12 protein-coding genes are annotated in these 20,803 nt (G+C 71.8%); 6 read left to right on the forward strand and 6 right to left on the reverse strand.

Annotated features, from left to right (window positions below; all coding sequences use genetic code 11):
- The first annotated feature begins 21 nt into the window (after positions 1 to 21).
- The 4 genes from ACFY2X_RS33640 (at position 22) to narI (ending at position 6,830) form a co-directional block, all read left to right on the forward strand.
- Positions 22 to 3,678, forward strand: coding sequence for a nitrate reductase subunit alpha (locus ACFY2X_RS33640; protein WP_389946589.1), 3,657 nt, complete (start codon positions 22 to 24; stop codon positions 3,676 to 3,678).
- The gene (gene narH, locus ACFY2X_RS33645) at positions 3,678 to 5,336 is read left to right on the forward strand and encodes a nitrate reductase subunit beta (RefSeq protein ID WP_389946591.1); all 1,659 of its coding nucleotides are present in this window, start codon (positions 3,678 to 3,680) and stop codon (positions 5,334 to 5,336) included. Before ACFY2X_RS33640 ends, narH begins: the two co-directional genes overlap by 1 nt.
- A gap of 139 nt (positions 5,337 to 5,475) precedes the next feature.
- A complete protein-coding gene (gene narJ / locus ACFY2X_RS33650) occupies positions 5,476 to 6,102 on the forward strand; it encodes a nitrate reductase molybdenum cofactor assembly chaperone (protein WP_389946593.1) in 627 nt (208 codons plus the stop codon).
- Positions 6,099 to 6,830, forward strand: a complete 732-nt coding sequence (gene narI / locus ACFY2X_RS33655; protein ID WP_389946595.1) for a respiratory nitrate reductase subunit gamma — start codon at positions 6,099 to 6,101, stop codon at positions 6,828 to 6,830. Before narJ ends, narI begins: the two co-directional genes overlap by 4 nt.
- Positions 6,831 to 6,875: 45 nt before the next feature.
- Here the strand turns inward: narI and manA are convergent, their stop codons facing one another.
- The 6 genes from manA to ACFY2X_RS33685 form a co-directional block, all read right to left on the reverse strand.
- Positions 6,876 to 8,123 carry a mannose-6-phosphate isomerase, class I gene (gene manA, locus ACFY2X_RS33660; RefSeq protein ID WP_389946597.1) on the reverse strand — a complete coding sequence of 416 codons (1,248 nt, stop codon included), beginning with the start codon at positions 8,121 to 8,123 and terminating at the stop codon, positions 6,876 to 6,878.
- Positions 8,124 to 8,145: 22 nt separating this feature from the next.
- Positions 8,146 to 8,988: a hypothetical protein gene (locus ACFY2X_RS33665; protein WP_389946599.1), complete on the reverse strand. Its 843-nt coding sequence runs from the start codon at positions 8,986 to 8,988 to the stop codon at positions 8,146 to 8,148.
- Entirely contained in the window at positions 8,985 to 13,241 is a 4,257-nt protein-coding gene (locus ACFY2X_RS33670) for an NEW3 domain-containing protein (RefSeq protein WP_389946601.1), read from the reverse strand. The genes ACFY2X_RS33665 and ACFY2X_RS33670 overlap by 4 nt, the downstream gene beginning before the upstream one ends.
- A gap of 67 nt (positions 13,242 to 13,308) precedes the next feature.
- On the reverse strand, positions 13,309 to 15,834 hold the full coding sequence (locus ACFY2X_RS33675; RefSeq protein WP_389946603.1) for a discoidin domain-containing protein: 2,526 nt from the start codon (positions 15,832 to 15,834) through the stop codon (positions 13,309 to 13,311).
- Between the two features lie 39 nt (positions 15,835 to 15,873).
- The gene (locus ACFY2X_RS33680) at positions 15,874 to 17,112 is read right to left on the reverse strand and encodes a glycosyl hydrolase (protein WP_389946605.1); all 1,239 of its coding nucleotides are present in this window, start codon (positions 17,110 to 17,112) and stop codon (positions 15,874 to 15,876) included.
- A gap of 69 nt (positions 17,113 to 17,181) precedes the next feature.
- Positions 17,182 to 18,210, reverse strand: a complete 1,029-nt coding sequence (locus ACFY2X_RS33685; RefSeq protein ID WP_389946607.1) for a LacI family DNA-binding transcriptional regulator — start codon at positions 18,208 to 18,210, stop codon at positions 17,182 to 17,184.
- 372 nt (positions 18,211 to 18,582) lie between these two features.
- Between ACFY2X_RS33685 and ACFY2X_RS33690 the strand changes: the two genes are divergently transcribed.
- Together ACFY2X_RS33690 and ACFY2X_RS33695 are read left to right on the forward strand one after the other, a co-directional pair.
- Positions 18,583 to 19,863, forward strand: a complete 1,281-nt coding sequence (locus ACFY2X_RS33690; protein WP_389946609.1) for an ABC transporter substrate-binding protein — start codon at positions 18,583 to 18,585, stop codon at positions 19,861 to 19,863.
- A 64-nt stretch (positions 19,864 to 19,927) separates the two neighbouring features.
- Positions 19,928 to 20,800, forward strand: a complete 873-nt coding sequence (locus ACFY2X_RS33695; protein ID WP_389946611.1) for a carbohydrate ABC transporter permease — start codon at positions 19,928 to 19,930, stop codon at positions 20,798 to 20,800.
- The last annotated feature ends 3 nt before the right edge of the window (positions 20,801 to 20,803 follow it).

A 20,803-nucleotide genomic window follows, 5' to 3' on the forward strand; every position in this document is an offset into this window, starting at 1 on the left:
GCAAGATGAGGAGTCACGCCTATGGCGGGTATGGATGGGCCGGTCAGCGACGCCCTGCTGAAGCTGGGCCGGCACCTGCGGCCCGGCGCCGTCTCTGACGACCTGCGAACCCTGCACCAGATCGGCGGCCGTCAGGGCGACGTATTTTACCGCGACCGATGGAGCCACGACAAGGTGGTGCGCTCCACCCACGGGGTCAACTGCACCGGCTCGTGCTCCTGGAAGGTGTACGTCAAGGACGGCGTGATCACCTGGGAGGCGCAGCAGACCGACTATCCGAGCGTGGGCGGCGACCGGCCGGAGTACGAGCCACGCGGCTGCCCGCGCGGCGCCGCGTTCTCCTGGTACACCTACTCGCCCACCCGGGTGCGTTTCCCCTACGCCCGGGGTGTGCTCGTGGAGATGTACCGGGAGGCCAAGGCCAGACTGGGTGACCCGGTCGCGGCCTGGGCGGAGATCACCGCAGACCCGGACAAGCGCCGCCGCTACCAATCGGCCCGCGGCAAGGGCGGCCTGGTGCGCGTCACCTGGGACGAGGCCACCGAGATCATCGCCGCGGCGCACGTACACACCATCAAGGCCTACGGCCCCGACCGGGTGGCCGGTTTCTCGCCGATCCCGGCCATGTCGATGGCCTCGCACGCCGTGGGCGCCCGGTTCATCTCGCTGATCGGTGGGGCGATGCTGTCGTTCTACGACTGGTACGCCGACCTGCCGGTGGCCTCCCCGCAGGTATTCGGCGATCAGACCGACGTCCCGGAGTCGGCCGACTGGTGGGATGCGGCCTACCTGATGCTGTGGGGCTCGAACGTGCCGGTCACCCGCACACCCGACGCCCACTACATGGCCGAGGCCCGCTACCGGGGCCAGAAGGTCGTCGTGCTGGCCCCCGACTACAACGACGCCGCCAAGTTCGCCGACGAGTGGCTGTCCCCGCACCCGGGCACGGACGGTGCACTGGCCATGGCCATGGGACACGTGATTCTCAAGGAGTTCTTCGTCGACCGGCCGACGGAGTATTTCACCGACTACGTCAAGCGCTTCACCGACCTGCCGTTCCTGGTGCGGCTGCGTGAGCGAGAGGGCGGCGTATACGTGCCGGACAAGTTCCTCACCGCGGCCGATCTTGGTCAAGACGGGCAGGAGGCTGCGTTCGCCACGGTGCTGCTGGACGCGCGGACCGGCGAGCCGGCCGTGCCGAACGGCTCGCTCGGCTTCCGCTACTCCGAGCACGGCCAGGGCCGCTGGAACCTCGACCTCGGTGACGTGGACCCGCTGCTGACCGCCCTGGGAGAGGAGACGGCGCCGGTCGCGCTGCCCCGCTTCGACGGCCACGAGCACGGCGTGCTGGAGCGCGGCGTTCCGGTGCGGCGGGTCGGCGGCCACCTGGTCACCACGGTGTACGACCTGATGCTCGCCCAGTACGGCGTGGCCCGCGACGGGCTGCCCGGCCGGTGGCCGTCCGGCTACGACGACGCGGCCGAGCCGTACACGCCCGCCTGGCAGGAGGGCATCACCTCCGTCCCGGCCGCCGCGGCGGCTCGCATCGCCCGGGAGTTCGCCCGCAACGCCGAGGAGTCCGGCGGCCGCTCCATGATCATCATGGGGGCGGGGACGAACCACTGGTTCCACTCCGACACGATCTACCGCTCGTTCCTGGCGCTGACCACGCTCACCGGCTGCCAGGGGGTCAACGGCGGCGGCTGGGCCCATTACGTCGGCCAGGAGAAGTGCCGGCCGATCACCGGCTGGGCGCAGCTCGCCTTCGGCCTGGACTGGGCGCGCCCGCCCCGGCAGATGATCGGCACCGCCTACTGGTACCTGCACACCGACCAATGGCGCTACGACACCTACTCCGCCGACGTCGTCTCCTCTCCACTCGGCGACGGCGCGTTCGCCGGCAAGACCACCGCGGACCTGCTGGCGGCTTCGGCGCGGCTGGGCTGGATGCCGTCGTACCCGACGTTCGACCGCAACCCGCTCGACCTGGCCGACGAGGCCGCCGCGGCGGGCGCGGAGGCGGGGCCGTACGTGGCCCGGCAGGTCACCGAAGGGCGGCTCGGGTTCGCCTGCGAGGATCCCGACGCGCCGGCGAACTGGCCGCGCGTGCTGACAGTGTGGCGGGCCAACCTGCTGGGCTCGTCGGCCAAGGGCAACGAGTACTTCCTGCGCCACCTGCTGGGCACCGACTCGGCCGTGCGCGCCGAGCAGGCCCCGTCCGGACAGCGGCCCGAGAACCTCGCCTGGCCGGGGGAGGCGCCCCGGGGCAAGCTCGACCTGCTGCTGTCGCTGGACTTCCGGATGACCTCCACCACGCTGTTCTCCGACATCGTGCTGCCCGCCGCCACCTGGTACGAGAAGCACGATCTGTCCTCCACCGACATGCATCCCTTCGTGCACGCCTTCACCCCGGCGATCGACCCGCCCTGGCAGACCCGCACCGACTTCGCCGCCTTCCACGCCATCGCCAAGGCCTTCAGCGCCCTGGCCCGGACCCATCTGGGCACACGCACGGACGTGGTGGCCGTGCCGCTGCTGCACGACACGCCCGACGAGCTGGCCACCCCGCACGGGCGGGTGCATGACTGGCGCGTGACAGGCCGGCCGCCCACACCGGGACGTGACTTCCCCAAGCTGGTCACGGTGGAGCGCGACTACGGGGCGGTCGCGGAGAAGATGGCCGCCCTCGGCCCGCTGCTGGAACGGCTCGGCGCCACGACCAAGGGGCTGACGTTCGACGTCTCCGGCGAGATCGACCGGCTGAGGCGGATGAACGGTACGGTCCGCGGCGGCGTCGCCGAGGGCCGCCCGTCCCTGGCTCGCGACATCGACATGTGCGAGGCCATCCTGGCCCTGTCGGGCACCACGAACGGGCGCCTGGCCGCCCAGGGATTCGCCACGCTGGGCCGGCGTACCGGGACGTCGTTCGACGGGCTGGCCGACGAGCACAAGCAGATCACCTTCGCCGACACCCAGGCCCGGCCCGTGCCCGTGATCACCTCGCCGGAATGGTCGGGCAGCGAGAGCGGCGGGCGGCGCTACTCGGCGTTCACCGTCAACGTCGAGCACCGCAAACCCTGGCACACCCTCACCGGCCGCCAGCACTTCTACCTCGACCACGACTGGATCCACGAGGCCGGCGAGGCGCTGCCGCTCTACCGGCCACCGCTCAACATGACCGCGATGTTCGGCGAGCCCGGCGTGGGAGAGTCCGGCGAGAACGGCGTCGCCGTGCGCTACCTCACCCCGCACTCCAAGTGGTCGATCCACTCCGAATACCAGGACAACCTGCTCATGCTCACCCTGTCCCGAGGCGGGCCGACCATCTGGATGAGTCCGGCCGACGCCGCCAAGGCGAAGATCGGCGACAACGACTGGGTGGAGGCGGTCAACCGCAACGGCGTCGTCGTGGCCCGCGCGGTCGTCTCGCACCGCATGCCCGAGGGCACCGTGTACATGTACCACGCTCAGGAACGCGTTGTGGACGTGCCCAAGAGCGAGACCTCCGGGCGGCGCGGCGGCATCCACAACTCGCTCACCCGGCTGCTGGTCAAACCCACCCATCTCATCGGCGGATACGCCCAGCTCAGCTTCGCCTTCAACTACCTCGGACCCACCGGCAACCAGCGCGACGAGGTCACCGTGATCCGCCGCCGTTCCCAGGAGGTCGACTACTGATGCGGATCATGGCGCAGCTGGCCATGGTGATGAACCTGGACAAGTGCATCGGCTGCCACACCTGCTCGGTCACCTGCAAGCAGGCCTGGACCAACCGGTCCGGCACCGAGTACGTCTGGTTCAACAACGTCGAAACCCGCCCCGGTCAGGGCTACCCCCGCACCTACCAGGACCAGGACCGGTGGAAGGGCGGCTGGGAGCTGAACCGGCGCGGCCGGCTTCGGCTCAAGGCGGGCGGGCGGCTGCGCAAGCTGCTTTCGATCTTCGCCAACCCGCTCATGCCGTCGATCCAGGACTACTACGAGCCCTGGACCTACGACTACGACCGGCTGTTTTCCGCCCCGGCCACCGAGGACACGCCCGTGGCCCGCCCCAAGTCGCTGATCACCGGCCAGAACACGAAGATCAGCTGGAGTGCGAACTGGGACGACAACCTGGCCGGCGGACCGGAGCTCGCCCCGGCCGACCCGGTCCTGAAAAAGGTGTCGGATCAGGTGAGGCTGGAGTTCGAGCGGGCCTTCATGTTCTACCTGCCGCGCATCTGCGAGCACTGCCTCAACCCCTCGTGCGTGGCCTCCTGCCCGTCCGGCGCGATGTACAAGCGTTCGGAGGACGGGATCGTCCTGGTCGACCAGGACCGCTGCCGAGGCTGGCGGATGTGCGTGACCGGCTGCCCGTACAAGAAGGTCTACTTCAACCACCGCACCGGCAAGGCCGAGAAGTGCACCTTCTGCTACCCACGGGTCGAGGTCGGCATTCCGACCGTGTGCTCGGAGACCTGCGTGGGCCGGCTGCGCTACATCGGCCTGATCCTGTACGACGTCGACCGGGTCGCCGAGGCCGCCTCCGTCCCGGATGAGAAAGATCTTTACGAGGCGCAGAAGAGCGTGCTGCTGGACCCGCACGACCCCGAGGTGATCGCCGCCGCCCGCGCCGCGGGAATCCCCGAGGACTGGCTGGAGGCGGCGCGGAACTCCCCGATCCACAAGCTGATCTTCGAGTACGGCGTGGCGCTCCCGCTGCACCCGGAGTACCGCACGATGCCGATGGTCTGGTACATCCCGCCCCTGTCGCCCGTGGTCGACGTGCTCGCCGGCGGCGGCCACGACGGCGAGGACGCCGGCAACCTCTTCGGCGCGATCGACGCCCTGCGCATCCCGATCGGTTACCTGGCCGAACTGTTCACCGCCGGCGACCCCGAGCCGGTGCGCGGCGTGCTGCGCCGCCTGGCCGCCATGCGCTCCTACATGCGGCGCCTCAACCTCGGCCAGGACCCCGACGAGTCGATCGCCGCCGCCGTGGGGATGAACGGCGGGCAGGTCGAAGGCATGCACCGGCTGCTCGCCCTCGCCCCGTACGCCGAGCGGTACGTCATCCCCAAGGCCCACGCCGAGCAGGGCGCGCAGCTGGAGGAGCTGGCCACCGGCTGCAGCCTCGACTACGAGGGCGGGCCCGGCATGGGCGGCCCGTTCGGCGAGGCCTCCGGCATGCCCGCTCCGGTCGCGGTGGAGAACTTCCACGCGCTGCGCGAGCGGCAGGCCGGCGACGACCTGGACGACGTCGGCGAGCTGCGCGGCCGCGTCAACCTCCTCAACTGGGACGGCAAAGGCACCCCCGACGGGCTGTTCCCGAAGAGAAACGGGGGAAAGCCAAGATGACCACCACCACCCGCCGGTCAGGGGCACAGAGCCGCCACACGGGCCCTGACGATCGTCGCAGCCGGATCGGCGCCCTCAACGGCAATGGTCACAACCGGCAAACCGATTCCTCCTCTGCCGGCGGAAGGAAGGGGCGATCATGATGGCTCTGGGCGAAGGCCGGCTGCGCACCGCCCACATGGTGGCGTCGGTGCTGCTCAGCTACCCCGACGACCGGTTGTACGGCGCACGGCGAGTGCTGGCCGAGGCGGTGGCCTCACTGCCCGCAGGGGAGGTCCGCGATCGCCTGACCGCCTTCCTCCACCACGTCGCCGTCACCGCCCAGGCCGACCTCGCAGCCCATTACGTGGCGACCTTCGACCTCAAGCGGCGCTGCTGCCCGTACCTGACGTACTACTCCTACGGCGACACCCGAAAGCGCGGCGGGGCGCTGCTGCGCTTCAAGCATGCCCTGCGCGCCGCGGGCTTCGAGCTCGCCGACGGCGAGCTGCCCGACCACGTGGCGGTGGTGTGCGAGCTGTCGGCCCGCGGCGCCGTGCGGGAGGCCCGGCGACTGCTGCAGGAGCACCGGCCGGGCCTGGAGCTGCTGCGCACGGCGCTGGAGGACGAGCGCTCGCCGTACGCCGACGTGGTGGCCGCGGTGGCGGCCACGCTGCCTCCGGCCGGCCGGCGAGAGAAGGAGGCAGCGCTGCGGCTGGCGGCCGAAGGACCGCCGGCCGAGGAAGTCGGACTGGAACCCTACGCGGTCATGGAGGCATCCCGGTGAACGCCCTCGACGTCCTGCTGTGGGTGGTGGCACCCTACGTGGCGCTGACGCTGTTCGTGCTCGGGCACATCTGGCGCTACCGCTACGACAAGTTCGGCTGGACCACCCGCTCGTCGCAGATGTACGAGTCGCGGCTGCTGCGCATCGGCAGCCCGCTGTTCCACTTCGGCATCCTGGTCGTCCTGCTCGGCCACATCGGCGGGCTGGTCATTCCCGAAAGCTGGACCGAGGCGGCGGGCGTCAGCGAGGAGGCCTACCACGTCACCGCCGTCGCGCTCGGCACCGTCGCGGGCATCGCCACCCTCGGCGGCCTGGCGATCCTCATCTACCGCCGCCGCACCGTCGGACCGGTGTTCACCGCCACCACCCGCAACGACAAGCTCATGTACGCGGTGCTGACCGTCACCATCGTGCTCGGCCTGGCGGCGACGGTCGTCGCGAACATCGTCGGCGGCGGCTACGACTATCGCACCACCATCTCGCCCTGGTTCCGGTCGATCTTCTTCTTCAGCCCGGACCCGGAGCTGATGGCCGGCGCGCCGATCCTGTTCCAGTTGCACGCGCTCAGCGCGCTGCTGCTGTTCGCCATCTGGCCGTTCACCCGGCTGGTGCACATGCTCACCGCGCCCGTCGGCTACCTGACCCGGCCCTATGTGGTCTACCGCAGCCGCGATGAGCAGCCGGCCGGTGCCCGCGCGCCCCGGCGCGGCTGGGAGCCGTCGCGCTGACAGCCGTCGGCCGGGGTCCCCGGGGGCGGCGCCGGCGGGCGAGGTTCATTCCGTGAAGGCGGTGGAGGCCTGGAACACCTCGCCGTAGCCCGAGACGGTCACGTCACGCACGCCCGCCGGGGCGAACGCCGCGGTCCCCGGCGTCAGGGAGATCGGTTCCGTGCCGTCCTCGATCACGACCGTGCCCGACATGCAGAGCAGGATGCGCGCGCTCGGCGCGGAAAGCTCGACGCGTGGAACCGCGCCGCCGACGACGGCGCGCGTCAGCGCGAACTCGCGCACCGGGGGCACCCACCTGACCACTCCCGGCGAGACCTGCGCCGGTGACACGACGGGGTCGTCCAGCGGCTCGAAGCGCAGCACCCGCAGCAACTCGCCGACGTCCACCCGCTTGGAGGTCAGCCCGCCCCGCAGCACGTTGTCGCTGGCCGCCATGATCTCGACGCCCACACCGCGCAGGTAGGCGTGCAGGTTGCCCGCGGGCATCCAGATCGCCTGGCCCGGCGCGAGCCGTACGTGGTTGAGCAGCAGAGAGACGGCCACCCCGGCGTCCGCGGGGTAGCGGTCGGCCAGCCCGGCGGCCGTCTCGTAGGCGGGATCGGCGCCGGCCAGTTTCGCGCAGGCGGCGGCCACGTCCCGGACGACAGGCCCGGGAAGCGTCAGGGTCAGGGCCGTCGCCTCGCGCAGTGCCCTGGCCTGGTCGGGATCCCGCAGGAGCCCGACGACGGGGGACAGGGCCGGGACGTCCAGCCGGGCGAGCAGGCCGGCCGCCGCCCGCGGGTCGCGGAACCCGCACAGCGCCTCGAACTCGCTGGTGGCGACGAGCAGCTCGGGCTTGTGATGCTCGTCGCGGTAGTTACGCTCGGCCGCGGGAAGCCCCGCCGCCTCCTCTGCCGCGTAGGCCGCGCGCGCGTGGTCCGCGTCCGGGTGCGCCTGCAGCGACAGCGGCTCGTCGGCGGCCAGCAGCTTCATCAGGTACGGCAGACGCGGACCGAACTCGGCCGCGACCGCCGAGCCCAGGACATGATCGGGATCGGCGGCGACGATGGCCTGGAGCGAGCGGCCGGCCACGCTCGACGGAGCGTCGGGATGGGCGCCGAGCCACAGCTCGGCCTCTGGCTGCGGACTCGGCACCGGGCGGCCCTGGACGGCGGCGAGCGCCGTCCGGGAGCCCCAGGCGTAGGGGCGCACGGTTCCGGAGAGCCGGTGGACGGTCATACCGGACCCATCGCCCGCGCCGGCCGGCAAGGTGGTGCCGGTCGGCCCGGTGTTGCTGGTGAGAGAGGTGGTCAAGGCGGTTCTCCGTGGGTTTCCTTCAGTGCCGGTGGTGGTTGTCGGGCTGGGCCGGGTCGCCGGGATGTTCGAGACCGGGGACCAGCCGCAGCCGGTGCGCCCGCGCGTGGTCCAGCCAGCGGACGAACGCGACGCGGCGGGCGGCGGCGAGGACGTGACCGCCCGGATCCACGGGGGCGGCGCCGGCGTCGAGCCGTTCCAGGAGCGTGACGGTCCAGGGGCCCGCGGTGACGGTCTGGCCGGGTACGGCCCTGCGCAGGGCCGATGCCAGGTCCGCGGGCAGCGTGTCGGGATGCCCGTCGAACTCGCCGTCCGGGGTGGACAGCCGCCACACCGGACCGGCGGGCGGCCTGGCGGTCGCCTCTCGGTAGGCGGTGACCGCCTCGGGGGCGGCGGTGACGCCCGCGGTGACCGCCTCGTACACGGCGCGGACGGCCGCGCTGCCTTCGAACGCGGCCGCGGTGATGGAGCCGAGCTCGACGGCGGCGCGCTGGTCGAGCCGGACCGGCGGGGCGTCGGCCACGCCGAGCCCCCGCTCGGCCGCCTCGGCCGCGCACAGCTCCTCCGTCAGCACGACCTGGGCGACCCAGCGGGTGAGCTGCCGGTCCTCGGCGCTTCCCGGGACGGGCAGGGCGGCCGACCGCGGCCCGCCGCGCAGGGCGGCGAGCCGACGGTCGAGATCGGTACGGGGCAGCGGGCGGCCGTCGAGCCAGCCGACGACCGGGCCGACCCCGGCGGCGGCCGGCTCGCCCGTCACCGGGGCGGGTCCGTGCCGATGAACCACCGGGGCATGCCCATGCCGGTGAACCATCGAGGCGGGTCCGTGCCGGTGGGCCGCCAGGGCGTGCTCGTGCCGGTGGGTCACGGGGACACCACCAGCTCGACGGTCGGCGCGTACTGGCAGCGGCCGAACCACATGACCTTGGCGAGCGCCCAGTACGCGCCGGGGTCGGCGTCCCGGGGCACGGACACCTCAAAGGTGATCGTCTCCGAGCCGCCCGCCGGGAGGGTGAACCCGCGGATCGGCTCGGCGATCGCGTCCCAGGTGCCCCAGGGGGACACGACCTGCAACTCGCCGCGGATCTCACCGCGCGTGCGGTTGGCCAGCGTGAGGCCGAGGCTCGCCCGGCCGCCCGGGGCGAGGCACAGCGACGAGGCGACCATGTCGACCGACAGGCCGGTGTCCCGCCCGGCCACCGCGGTGGTGCCCTGGGCCGCGGCCCAGTCTTCGGGGATCTCCCCGGGCACGGGCAGGACGGCGGGCAGGTCTCCGACGGCGACGGTGGCGACGTCCTCGACGGCGTGACCGGCGTGCTCGATGCGCGCGGCGACGAAGTACAGCCCGGGTTCCACATCGGCGGGCGGGGTGAGCGTCACCGGGAACCGCAGGTGCCCGCCGGGCGCGAGCCGGTACGGCCGGCGGCCGAGGCTCACCGCCCAGCCCTCGGGCCCGAGCACCGTCACGCTGCCCTCCACCGCGGCGTCGCCCAGCTGCGAGGCGAGCACCACCGACACCTCCACCGGCTCGCCGTCCGTGCGCAGCAGACCGGGTGAGACACCGACGCCGACCGGCAGGTAGCCCATCGGGGCGGGGCCGCGGTTGTGCAGCCAGTAGCGGGCGTGGACCGGCTGCGCGATCTCGGCCGCCGGGCCGAGCGGCGCGTCGCCGGGCCGGGCGGCCGGGTCACCGGCCGTGGCGGTGGCCTCGGATCCGGGGAGCGCGTCGCGGTTCCGGACGGCGGCCGGGGTGCCGATCACGGTGGCGACCTCGGATCCGGTGAGCTCGACGGCGCCGGTCAGTCGTTCGCCCCGCCGTTCGAGCAGGTCGGCCCGGTGGGCTTCGGTGATTCCCAGCGCCCCGGAGAGGGACACGGCGCGGCCGTACCCGGTGGATTCCATCAGGCGCAGAGTTACCCCGGCGGCGGGGTCCGATTCGGCGGCCGAGCCGTGCGCGATCGGGTTGCCGGCGGGCTTGAGCGTGCCGAGCAGCACCTCCCGGGCGGGCTCGACGCGCAGATAGGAGTGCGTCGGCGGCAGCGGCCCGGGGTGCGGGCCGGCCAGCCGGGCGTAGAGCGGGTGGTTGAACTCCTGGCCCTGTGCGGGCAGGGACAGCGCGCGCCAGTCGCCGTCGCCGGAGACCAGGGCGTAGCGGAACTCGTGGGTCCAGTGCTGGAGCTGGAACGACGCGCCGTCGGGCAGCGTCCGCTTGGGCGGGTCGATCCACACGCCCGACGGCCAGCCGGTGCAGGAGCGCATGAGCGACAGGTGCAGCGCCCCGGTCGGGTCGACGGCGAAGCCCGGCAGCCCGTAGGTGAGCAGCGCGAGGCTGTGGTCGGTGAGCAGCTCCGACGCCGGAACGGCGCCCGGGCAGACGGCGCTGACGCGCGCGTCGGCGAGGTCGTCGGCGAGCGCCGCGGGGTCGGTGACCACCAGCGCGGCCAGCAGACGCAGATCGCGCAGGTCGGCGTTGGGCTGCCAGACCTCGTGCAGCGGTTTCTCGGCGGGCACCCAGACGCGTCCATGCCGGGCCAGCGCGTCGGCGTACTCCGCGCCGACGCGCTCCAGCAGCTCCCTGGTGGCGTCGTTGGCGTCGGGGCCGCCGACCAGAATGCGGAAGTCCGGCAGGTTGGAGTCCACGTCGAGCCAGCCGTACCGGGACCAGCCGGCGCTGGCGGTGGTCGCGGTGACGCCGACCCGGGCCAGCGCGACGACCAGGTCGCGGACGTCGGCGGCCCGGTCCACATGCGGCACGACCACCTCGGCGACGCCGAGCGCGCGCTCTCCCAGCGGCCGCCCGTCCGCGCCGGTGAGCGAGACGCGGGCGGTGGAACCGAGCCCGAACCAGGTGTTGGCGGGATTGTCCAGGGTCCACGGGGCCTCGGCGACGTCGACGTCGGGCAGGGCGAACCCGCGTCCGACGACGGCCCCGGCCACCTCGCTCACCGGCAGCGCGCCCGGCAGGTCGGCGGGCAGGCGCAGACGGAGCAGGCGGTCGGCGCCGGCGTAGTCGACGACGCGGGTGACGCAGTCCACCCGGTCCACGCCGTCCCAGAGCGTGACGGTCTGCTCGTAGGCGATGCCGTCGACCGTGCCGGTGATCACCAGGCGCCGGCCGAGCGGGCAGGTTTCGGCGCGCACCCGCGCGGGGGCCTCGGAGGCCCCGACGACCGGGCCCTTGGGCACCAGGTGCCAGGGACCCTCGCCGAAGTCGGGGTGGGCGGGGTATTCCTCGTAGACGCGCAGCTCGTTGCCGACGCACCCGTCGCGGATCAGTTCGCGCCCGGCGGCCTTGTCGTAGACGCTGGACAGGCCGCCGCCGCGAGCCGGGTCGGCGGTGACGCGGTAGCGGGCGTTCTCGATCGTGTCGCCGTCGGCCGGCGCCCACGCGGGCGCGGCGGTGGACGGGCCGGGCAGCAGCCGCCAGGTGCGCCAGCCCATCGCGGGCACGTCCTCCGCCAGGAACCGCAGGGTGCCGCGGTCCACGACGCAGGGCACCTCGGCACCGGTGTCGTCGAGCACGCGCGCGCCGTCCGGGTCGCCGGGCAGCCGCACGGCCACCAGCGCCGACCGGTCGAACGACAGGGTGTTGGCGACGAGGATCGCGGTGCCCTCGCCGGTGGTGTCGACGCGGGTCACGAGCGCGCCGAGGGCGGTGTCGCGCACGTCGGCCGCCAGGTCGTGCGCCTCGCGCCAGCCGGACAGCAGGTCGATGTAGACCTGGTCGGACTCCGACCCGGTGATCGCGTCATGGTGGGCGCCGTAGGCGAGCTGCCGCCACACCTTGTCCAGGGCGGCGCCGGGGTAGGTGCCGAGCCCTTCGAGCGCGGCGAGGGTGGCGAGCTTCTCCGCGTCGACGGCGGCGACCTCCCCGGCCCGCTGGGCCTGCTTGGTGTCGATGTAGGAAACGTCTTTGCCGGTGTAGATCGGGTTCATGTCGCGGGACTGCGGGCTGGGGCGCCGGCCGGTGGCGGCGAGCTCGGCCCGCACCGCGCGGAGGAAGTCACGGGGCGTGCCGCAGACGAAGCGCGGCCAGACATACTTGGCGCTCCAGGAGCGGTGGATCTCGGTGACCCACTTGTTCGGCGGGGTGTAGTCGGTGCCGACCGGCAACAGCAGGTTCTTGGTCGCCCCGACCGGCTTGAGCCTGCGGTACAGCTCGTAGACCGCCTGCTCGGCGGTGGCCAGGTCGGGGGAGGAGTCCATCCACCAGCCCGCCGAGTAGTGGTGTGGCATGAAGTGGGTGAGCACGCCGCGGCCCGAGGGGGAGATCCACTCGAACTCGCTGGGGAACTGCATGACGGTGGCGTCGCCCTTGGCCTCGCGGAAGTTCTTCTCGATCGGGCCCCACTGGTGGAACGGGCCGCGCGCCCAGGCGCTGCCGGTCAGCCCGGCCGCGTCGAGATAGCCGGGAAACTGCGGGTCGTGCCCGAACACGTCGAGCTGCCAGGCCGTCTGCGGGTCGCCGCCGAGGATGTCACGCTGGTAGCCGACACCGTACACGATGTTGCGGATCGTGGTCTCGGCACCGGTGAGGTTGGTGTTGGGCTCGTTGTAGGTGCCGCCGATCAGCTCCACCTGACCGCGCTCCAGCAGCAGCCGCAGGTCGGCGCGGCGCTCGGGGTGCAGGTCGAAGTACGGCTTGAGATAGTCGATCTCGGCCAGCACGAACTTGTACACCGGGTCGCGCAGCGCCAGGTCGATGTGCGCGCCCACGAGGGCGAAACCGTTGCGCTCCCACAACGGCCGGGTGGTGGCGTCGCCGGACAGCAGCTCCCACGGGGAGGTGTAGGCGGCCTGGGTGTTCCACCAGACCGGGTCGTAGTGAAAGTGCGAGACCAGGAACATCGTCCAGCCGGGCTCGGCGACGGTGACCGTGGCCTCGGCGCGCGCCTCGCCTGCCGTCACCACGATCGGCAGCTCCGCGCCGGCGACCGGATCGGTGATCTCCAAGGGGATCTCGACCACGCCCGTGCCGACGGCCTCGCCCGTCAGGGCCGGACCGGTGACCGTGATCTGGGCGGGCGGGCCGTCGAGTGTCACCCGCAGGACTTGGCGAGGAGCCGCTTCGGTACCGACGAACAGGTCGGTGGATTCCACGGCGGTGATGGTGACGGGCACAGGGCTCCTTTCTATGGGGTGGACGGCCGCGCCACAAGGGGGCTCGTGACGCGGCCGCTCGGCGTGGTTACGAACCCCAGGCTTCGAACTCGTAGATACGGGCGGCGGGGTCGGAGTTCTGCGTCGGCCTGGTCACGACCAGGCGGACGTAACGGGCGGTGACCGAGACGGGGTGGGTGCTGGTAGCGGAGGTGTTCCCGGTGGCGGTGACGGCGGTGGTCCACGGGCTGATTGTGGAGGACCGGACCTCGATGGTGAAGTCGCGCGTGTTCATGGAGGCGGGTTCTCCGCCGGCCTGCGCGTGCTTGACCACGAAACGGGTGAGCGACCGGGCCTCGCCGAGGTCGACTTCCAGCCACTTGGCCGTGGTGAGGGTGCACCACTTGTCGGTCCGGCCGCCGGCGACGCTGCCGTTGACGGCCTTGGCCGGGCCCTCGTCGGCGTTGCACTGGCCGGAGGCGGACGCCGGGCGGCCGATCGCGAAGTTGGTCTCGGTCGGCGTGCCTCCGGACCAGGTGACGGTCGCGGTCGCGGCGGCCGAGCGGCCGTATTCGGCCGACACCGCCTCGACCTCGATGACGGTGGTGGTCTCGGTGCCCACCCGGTCGAGCCGGGGCACGAAGTAGGCGTCGTTCGGGGTGGCGCCGAGGTAGGTGCGGGTGCCGTCGGGGTTGCGCCGGTACACCTCGTAGTGGTGCGCCGGCCCGCGGGCCGAGACGGTCCAGGCCAGGCGGAGGGACTTACCGGTGGCCGACAGGTCGGAGGAGCCGAGCACGGTCAGGCCGGTGGGCGCGGCGGGAGTGCCCACGGCGCCGTCGTACACGGCGATCTGGCCGACCCGGATGTCGTAGGAGTCCACCGGCGACGGTGCGGACGCCTGAAGGCCGAGCTGGGCGACGGTCCTGCCGGCGTAGGCCGACAGGTCGAGCGTCTTGCGCTCCCACCCGGTGCCGGAGGTGGAGCCGAGGTCGAGGGTGGTGAACGTGGTGGGCGCGTCGGCGAAGGCGATCGCCGCCTTCAGATGCGTCTGTCCCGCCGCCGGGGTCTTGACGACGACGGAGAGCTTGGTGTCGGCGGCCACCGGGAGCTTGGTCTGGTAGAGGCGCACGGTGTTGGCCGCGTCGAGCTTGCCGGTCAGGCGCAGTGAGGAGCCGCCCTCGTAGGCGTCGGCGAAGTCGATCGACGGGGTGAGCCTGGTGCCCGTCGAGGAGACGATCCACCGGTAGGTGGGCGGCACGTCCTGCATCGACAGGTTGTTCCAGCCGCCGGTGCGCACGCGCGTTCCGCCGGCGTTGTAGAAGTCGCCGTGCCCGGTGTTGAAGGAGGTCACGAAGGGCTTGGCGGTGATCGGCGTGGACTCGGCGACGTAGTGGGCCAGGCCTTTCCACGGGGAGGAGGTCGTCGTGTCGGAGGGGTCGCCGTTGGCGCCCACCCAGAAACGCGCGTCCCTGGTGTAGAAGTCGGCCCGGCTGGTCGAGGACTTCCACGTCCATTCCGGACGGTAGATGCCCAGCGAGGTGACATGGGGCAGGCCGGGCGGGAAGACCGAGTCCCAGCCGACGCTGGTGTCGTATCCGTTCGCCTCGGTGTCGATCCCGGAGTACAGCTCGTACGGGCTGCGGCCGAGCGAGCGGGCCCGGTCCCGTGAGGAGGCCAGTCCGCCCGTGTTCCACCAGAAGTTGAGGAACATCGAGTCCGACACCCGGCCGGGGTCGGCGAGGAAGGCATCGTTGGCCGAGGTGAGCGCGTTCTGCCAGGAGATCGAGCCGGATTCGGTCATGGCGTCGTACCACATGAACTCGACCGGCTTCTTGGCCCGGGCGTACTTGATGAGCTGGCGCATCTCGGTGGCCATCGCGGTGTCGCCGCCCGCGGTCTCCTGGTTGATGAACCAGCCGTCGAAACCGTAGTACTCCGCGACCTCCGCCAGCTTGTCCGCCACCGGGTAGGTGGAGCCGGTCTTCTGGACGAAGTCGCGGACCCACTGGATCTGGCCGCCGTAGGCCGTCGGCGGGAAGAACACCGTCCCGAACACCTTGACGCCGTTGCGGTGCGCGGCGTCGATGACGGTCGCGTTCGGTGCCAGGATCAGTCCCTCGCTCGCCGAGCCGCCCCAGAACACGAGCGTGTCGACGTACTGCCAGTAGCCGAAGGCGTAGTAGTTCGGGTCGAGGGCCCCCTGGGACGGGTTGTTCGACGTCGGCCCGAACGACACCAGCGACGCGATGCGGCCCTCGCCCGCGCGGGCGTTGGCGTTGGCCTTGAGCGCCGGATCCGAGGCGCGCGGCCGCAGAGGCACGCGGGAGCGGTTGAACCGGGCATCCGGGTCGGTGGCGGGGTTCCAGTTCAGGATGGTGGCGGGATGCCAGTAGGAGGCGTACGGCTGGCCGCCCGCGGGCGCGGCCTTGCGGGGCGCGCCGTCCGCGCCGGTGGGCGCCGCCGAGGGAGGTGAGGTTGAGGGAGGTGAGGTTGAGGGGGAGGCTGAGGGGGGTGTGCTGTCCGCGCCGGCGGGCACGGCGTTCAGCGTCGTGCCCAGCGCGGCTGTCAGGACGGACAGCAGCGCGGGTAACAGCAGGGTCATCGGACGTCGCATCGGGTCTCCTTCCCGTCGGGGGGTGGGCAGGCAGCGAGATCAGACCGGCTTCAGCAGGGTGTCGATGCCGCGGGCCGCGAGGTGGCCCGGGTCCGCCGCGCGGGCGGCGGTGACGATGGCGAGCGGCCCGGTCTGGCGCAGCCGTACCCACTCGGCGTGAAAGGCGCCGCCGGGCGCGAGTTCGGCCCTGCGCTCGGGCTGGGTGCCCGGGTCCACGTCGCACACCAGCGCGGGCCGGGAGGCGGGCACGGTACGGCCGGCCCGCTGCTCGCCGATGAAGGCCGCGAGTTCCTTGGCGGCGGGCTTGGCCTCGTGCTCCACGGTGAACAGGCCGAGGTCGTACTCCCGCTCGGGGAAGTCGGCCAGGCCGCGGTCGAGGTCGTGGGAGCACCACCAGGTGACCCCCCACAGGGCGGGGTTCTGGGCGACCGTGTCGAGCATGCGGCGGGTGAACGGCGCGGCGTCGCCGACCTCGATGTCGGGGCGGGGCGCGCCGACCTCCTGCAGCCAGACCGGCCTCTCCGGGTCGGCGGCGGCGGCCGCGGCCAGCTCGACGAGATAGTCGGCGTGCGTGGTGGTGGCGGGTCCGAGAGGGCCGTCGATGGCGGACACGCCGTTGAACACCCAGGAATGGACCGTGGTCAGGTCGCCCAGGCCGGCGGCGTCGGCCGGGTGGAACGGGTGGGCGGGGTCGTACCAGGCGGCGTCGTACAACGAGTGCAGGACCAGAAGGCGCGGTGCGGCGGCGCGGGCCACGTCGATCAGCTCCGCGGCCCACCGCGTGGACGCCTCGGGGGTGGTCGGGCTGTCCGGCCACAGGTTGTTGACCTCGTTGCCGAGGGTCACCGCGAACACGTTGTCCCGGGTCGCCACCGCGTGGGTGAGCCGGCTGACGTATTCGGCGATCCCCTCACGCACGGCCGGGTCGGTGAACAGGCTGCGCCGGTGCCAGGTGAGCACCCAGGAGGGCAGGAAGTCGAAGCTGGACAGATGCCCCTGCAGCAGGTCGACGGCGACGGACAGGCCGAACTCGGCGGCCGCGTCGATGAGGGCGAGCAGGTTCTCGATGCCTCGCTCGCGGATCAGCGTGCGGTTGGGCTGGATCCACGGCCAGATCGGGAACACGCGCACGTGGTCCAGCCCGGCCCCGGCCAGGTCGGCGAAGTCGCGCCGGGCCGCGTCGGACGAGAAGTCCAGCCAGCTGTAGAACCAGCCGGCCGACGGCACGTAGTTCGCACCGAAGCGGAGTGAGGCGGAGCGTGGATGGTGCGCGGTCACATGTCCTCCGGCGACGAAGACGGCCTCGGGGCGGGTGGGACCCCGAGCTCGCCCGCAGCCTAAACCGCTTTAGTTGCTCTTGCCAAGAGAGGCGGGCGCCGTGCTCTCCCTCACGACCAGCCGGGGGGTGGGGGTCTTGACCGTGCACGGGTTGCCGGGGTCGGCGATGGTCTCCAGCAGTGCCTCGGCGACCTGCTCGCCCAGCGCGAAGGTGTCACGCGACAGCGCGGTGAGCGCCGGATGCACGATCCGGGTGAGCACCGAGTCGTCGAAGGCGACGATCGACAGCTCGCCGGGCACCGCCACGCCCATCTCACCGGCCACCCCGAGCCCGGCCACGGCCATCACGTCGCTGTCGTAGACGATCGCGCTCGGCCGGTCGGGACGTGACAGCAGAGCACGGGTGGCGGCGGCGCCCTCGGCGTCGCTGAAGTCGGTCGGCACGGAGGTCGTCTCCAGCCCGAGGCGGCGGGCGGAGTCGCGGAGCGCGCGGATGCGCCGCTGGGTGTGCCGGAACGCGGGCAGCCCGGCGACGTGCCCGATCCGCGTGTGGCCGAGCGCGGTGAGATAGTCGGTGATCGACAGCATGGCCTCCCGGTCGTCGGCCCACACGTTGGCCAGCGAGCCGTACTTGCCGGGCCCGCCGAGGACCACGGAGGGCACCTCCAGCTCCTCCAGGGCCTCGATGCGCGGGTCGCGCACCTGCGGGTCGACCAGGATGAACCCGTCGACCCGGTGCTCGGAGGCCCAGCGCCGGTAGACCTCTATCTCGGCCTCGGCGTCCTCCACGACCAGCAGGTGCAGGGCGACCGCCCGGGCCGACAGCCCGGCCTGCAGGCCCGACAGGAGCTGGGCGAAGAACGGCTCCACGCCGATGGTGCGCGCGGGCCTGGCGATGACCAGCCCGGCCGCTTCGGCCCTGGCGCCGCTGAGGGCCCTGGCCGCGGTGTGCGGGCGCCAGTTCATCTCCCGGGCCACCTCGAGAATGCGGGCCCGCGTCGCCTCGCTCACGCCCGGGCGCCCGTTGAGCGCGAACGACACCGCGCCCTTGGACACCCCGACCCTGCTGGCGATGTCGTCGATCGTCGGTCGCCCCACCGCAGCGACTCCTCTCCCTGTCCGTGCACGTCATGGCGGTGAGCCGGAAGCGTGGCCACCCGCGCCAAATGTGCCCTGTCCCCATGTGCGAGCGGAGCGGATTTCCGGAAAACGGCGACCGGCACCGGCGGTGACCGAGCGCGGTGTCTTTCCCCCCGGCTCTTGACATCGAAGTCTAGCCCGGTGGATAGTCCCGTCCACTAGAGCGGTTTAGCAACCAGTCTGTCTAGGGATGTCTCGTGATCCCGTCCGTCACGAGCGGCGGTCCGGATGGCGCCGCGCGGCGGGACAGGGATCCGCGGGACACCCCAGGGGGCGGCCAGGCGGTCGGCGCACGCACTCAATCGATCAGCCAACGGTAGGAGACGCACGATGCGAAGGTTCTGGGCAGGGTTGGCCACGGCCGCGATCACCGGGCTGGCGCTCACAGGCTGCGGGCTCGGCGGGGACGAGACCCCGCAGCAGACCGCCGGCAGCGTCACCGGCGAGGTGAAGGGCAAGGTCACGTTGCAGACCTGGGCCCTGAAGCCGAAGTTCACCGACTACGTCCAGGGAGTCATCGACGCCTTCGAGAAGCAGCACCCGGGCGTCGACGTGGAATGGCTCGACCAGCCCGGCGACGGCTACTCGGAGAAGGTGCTGAGCCAGGCGGCCGGCGGCACCCTGCCGGACGTGACGAACCTGCCCCCCGACTTCGCGCTTCCGCTCGCCAAACAGGGGATGCTGCTCGACGTGGTCAAGGCCGACCCCAAGCTGGGCGAGGAGTACGTCACCGGCGGCGTCGAGGCCTATCGGTTCGCGGGCCTGTCCGGTGTGTACGGCTACCCGTGGTATCTCAACACCGACGTCAACTACTGGAACTCCGAGCTGCTCACCAAGAACGGCCTGGACCCCAAGAAGCTCCCGGCCGGCTTCGACGAGCTGGTCGCCCAGGCGCGGGTGATGAAGGAGAAGTCCGGCGGCAAGGTCTACCTGATGAGCCGCAAGCCCTCGCTCGGCGACCTGACCAAGATCGGTGTGAAGATCATGTCCGACGACGGGAAGAGCTTCACGTTCAACACCCCGGAGGCGGCGGCGCTGCTGGACAAGTATCGTGACGCCTTCAAGGAGGGGCTGCTGCCCAAGGACGTCCTGACCGACACCTACGCGGGCAACGCGAAGCTGTTCGGCGAGGGCAAGGTCGCCTGGACGACCGCCGGTGCCAACCACATCACCGGCCTCGCGGTCGACAACCCCTCACTGGCCCCGAAGGTCGTGCCGTCGGAGGCGATGGGCGTTCCGCCGCTGTACGTGCAGGGCCTGTCCGTCTCGCAGAAGAGCAAGAACCTGCCCGCCGCGATCGCCCTGGCGCGCTGGGTGACCAACGCCGAGAACCAGGCGGCCTTCGCCCACCTGACCAGCATCTTCCCCAGCACCAAGGCGTCGTCCGCCGACCCGTTCTTCAGCCAGAGCGACGGCGGCAACGCCGGTGACGCCAAGGTCATCGCGTTCAACTCGCTGGCCAAGGCCAAGATGCTGCAGCCGGTCGAGGTGAACGAGGCGATGAACGACTTCATCAACCAGCAGATCGCGCTGGCCATCAGCGGGGAGACGACCTCCCAGAAGGCACTCGACGCCGCCGTGGCCAAGTGCAACGAGCTGCTCAGCCGCTGACCGGACATCGCGCGGGGCGGAGGCCGCGTCGAAGCGGCTCCCGCCCCGCCTGGAGGACAACGTCATGACCTACCAGCGCTGGTTCACGCCGTGGCTGCTCGCGGCGCTCGCGATCGTCTGGCTCCTGGTGTTCAACATATGGCCGTCGATCAACACGGTGATCCTGGCGTTCACCAACGCCAAGCCGCTCGGCGGCGGCCACTTCGTCGGCCTGGACAACTTCGCCCGCGCGCTCGACGACGACCAGCTCGCCGACGCGCTGCTGAACAGCGTCATCTTCATGCTGGTCTGCCTGCCCGTGCTCACCATGCTGCCGCTGCTGCTCGCCGTACTGGTGGAGAAGAAACTGCCGGGCATCACCTTCTTCCGCACCGCCTTCTACACCCCCGTCATCGCCTCGGCGGTGGTGGTCGCGCTGGTCTGGAGCTGGGTGCTGGACGAGCGGGGCCTGGTCAACGGGCTGGCGCAGCGCCTTGCGATCATCGCCGAGCCGCTGCCGTTCCTCACCGACCGCTGGCTGCTGCTGTTCAGCGCGATCAGCCTGACCATCTGGAAGGGCCTCGGCTACTACATGGTCATCTACCTGTCCGCGCTCGGAAACGTCCGGCGCGAGCTGCACGAGGCCGCCGCCGTGGACGGCGCGGGACCGGTACGGCGGTTCTTCTCCGTCACCGTGCCGGGCGTGCGCACCACCATGATGCTCACCTCGGTGCTGATCTCCGTCTCGGCGCTGCGCGTCTTCTCGGAGCTGTACGTGCTGTCCAACGGGACCGGCGGTCCCGGCGGCCGGGACATGTCGGTGGTGATGCTCATCCAGATGTACAGCCGTGGCTTCACCGGGCACCTCGGGTACGCCTCCGCGCTCAGCCTCCTGCTGTTCGTTCTCACCATCGGCCCGATGCTCCTGCTGCTTCGGCTCAACCGGAAGGAGACGTGATCC

This window comes from Streptosporangium sp. NPDC000396 (assembly GCF_042898655.1).
Classification (GTDB): Bacteria; Actinomycetota; Actinomycetes; order Streptosporangiales; family Streptosporangiaceae; genus Streptosporangium.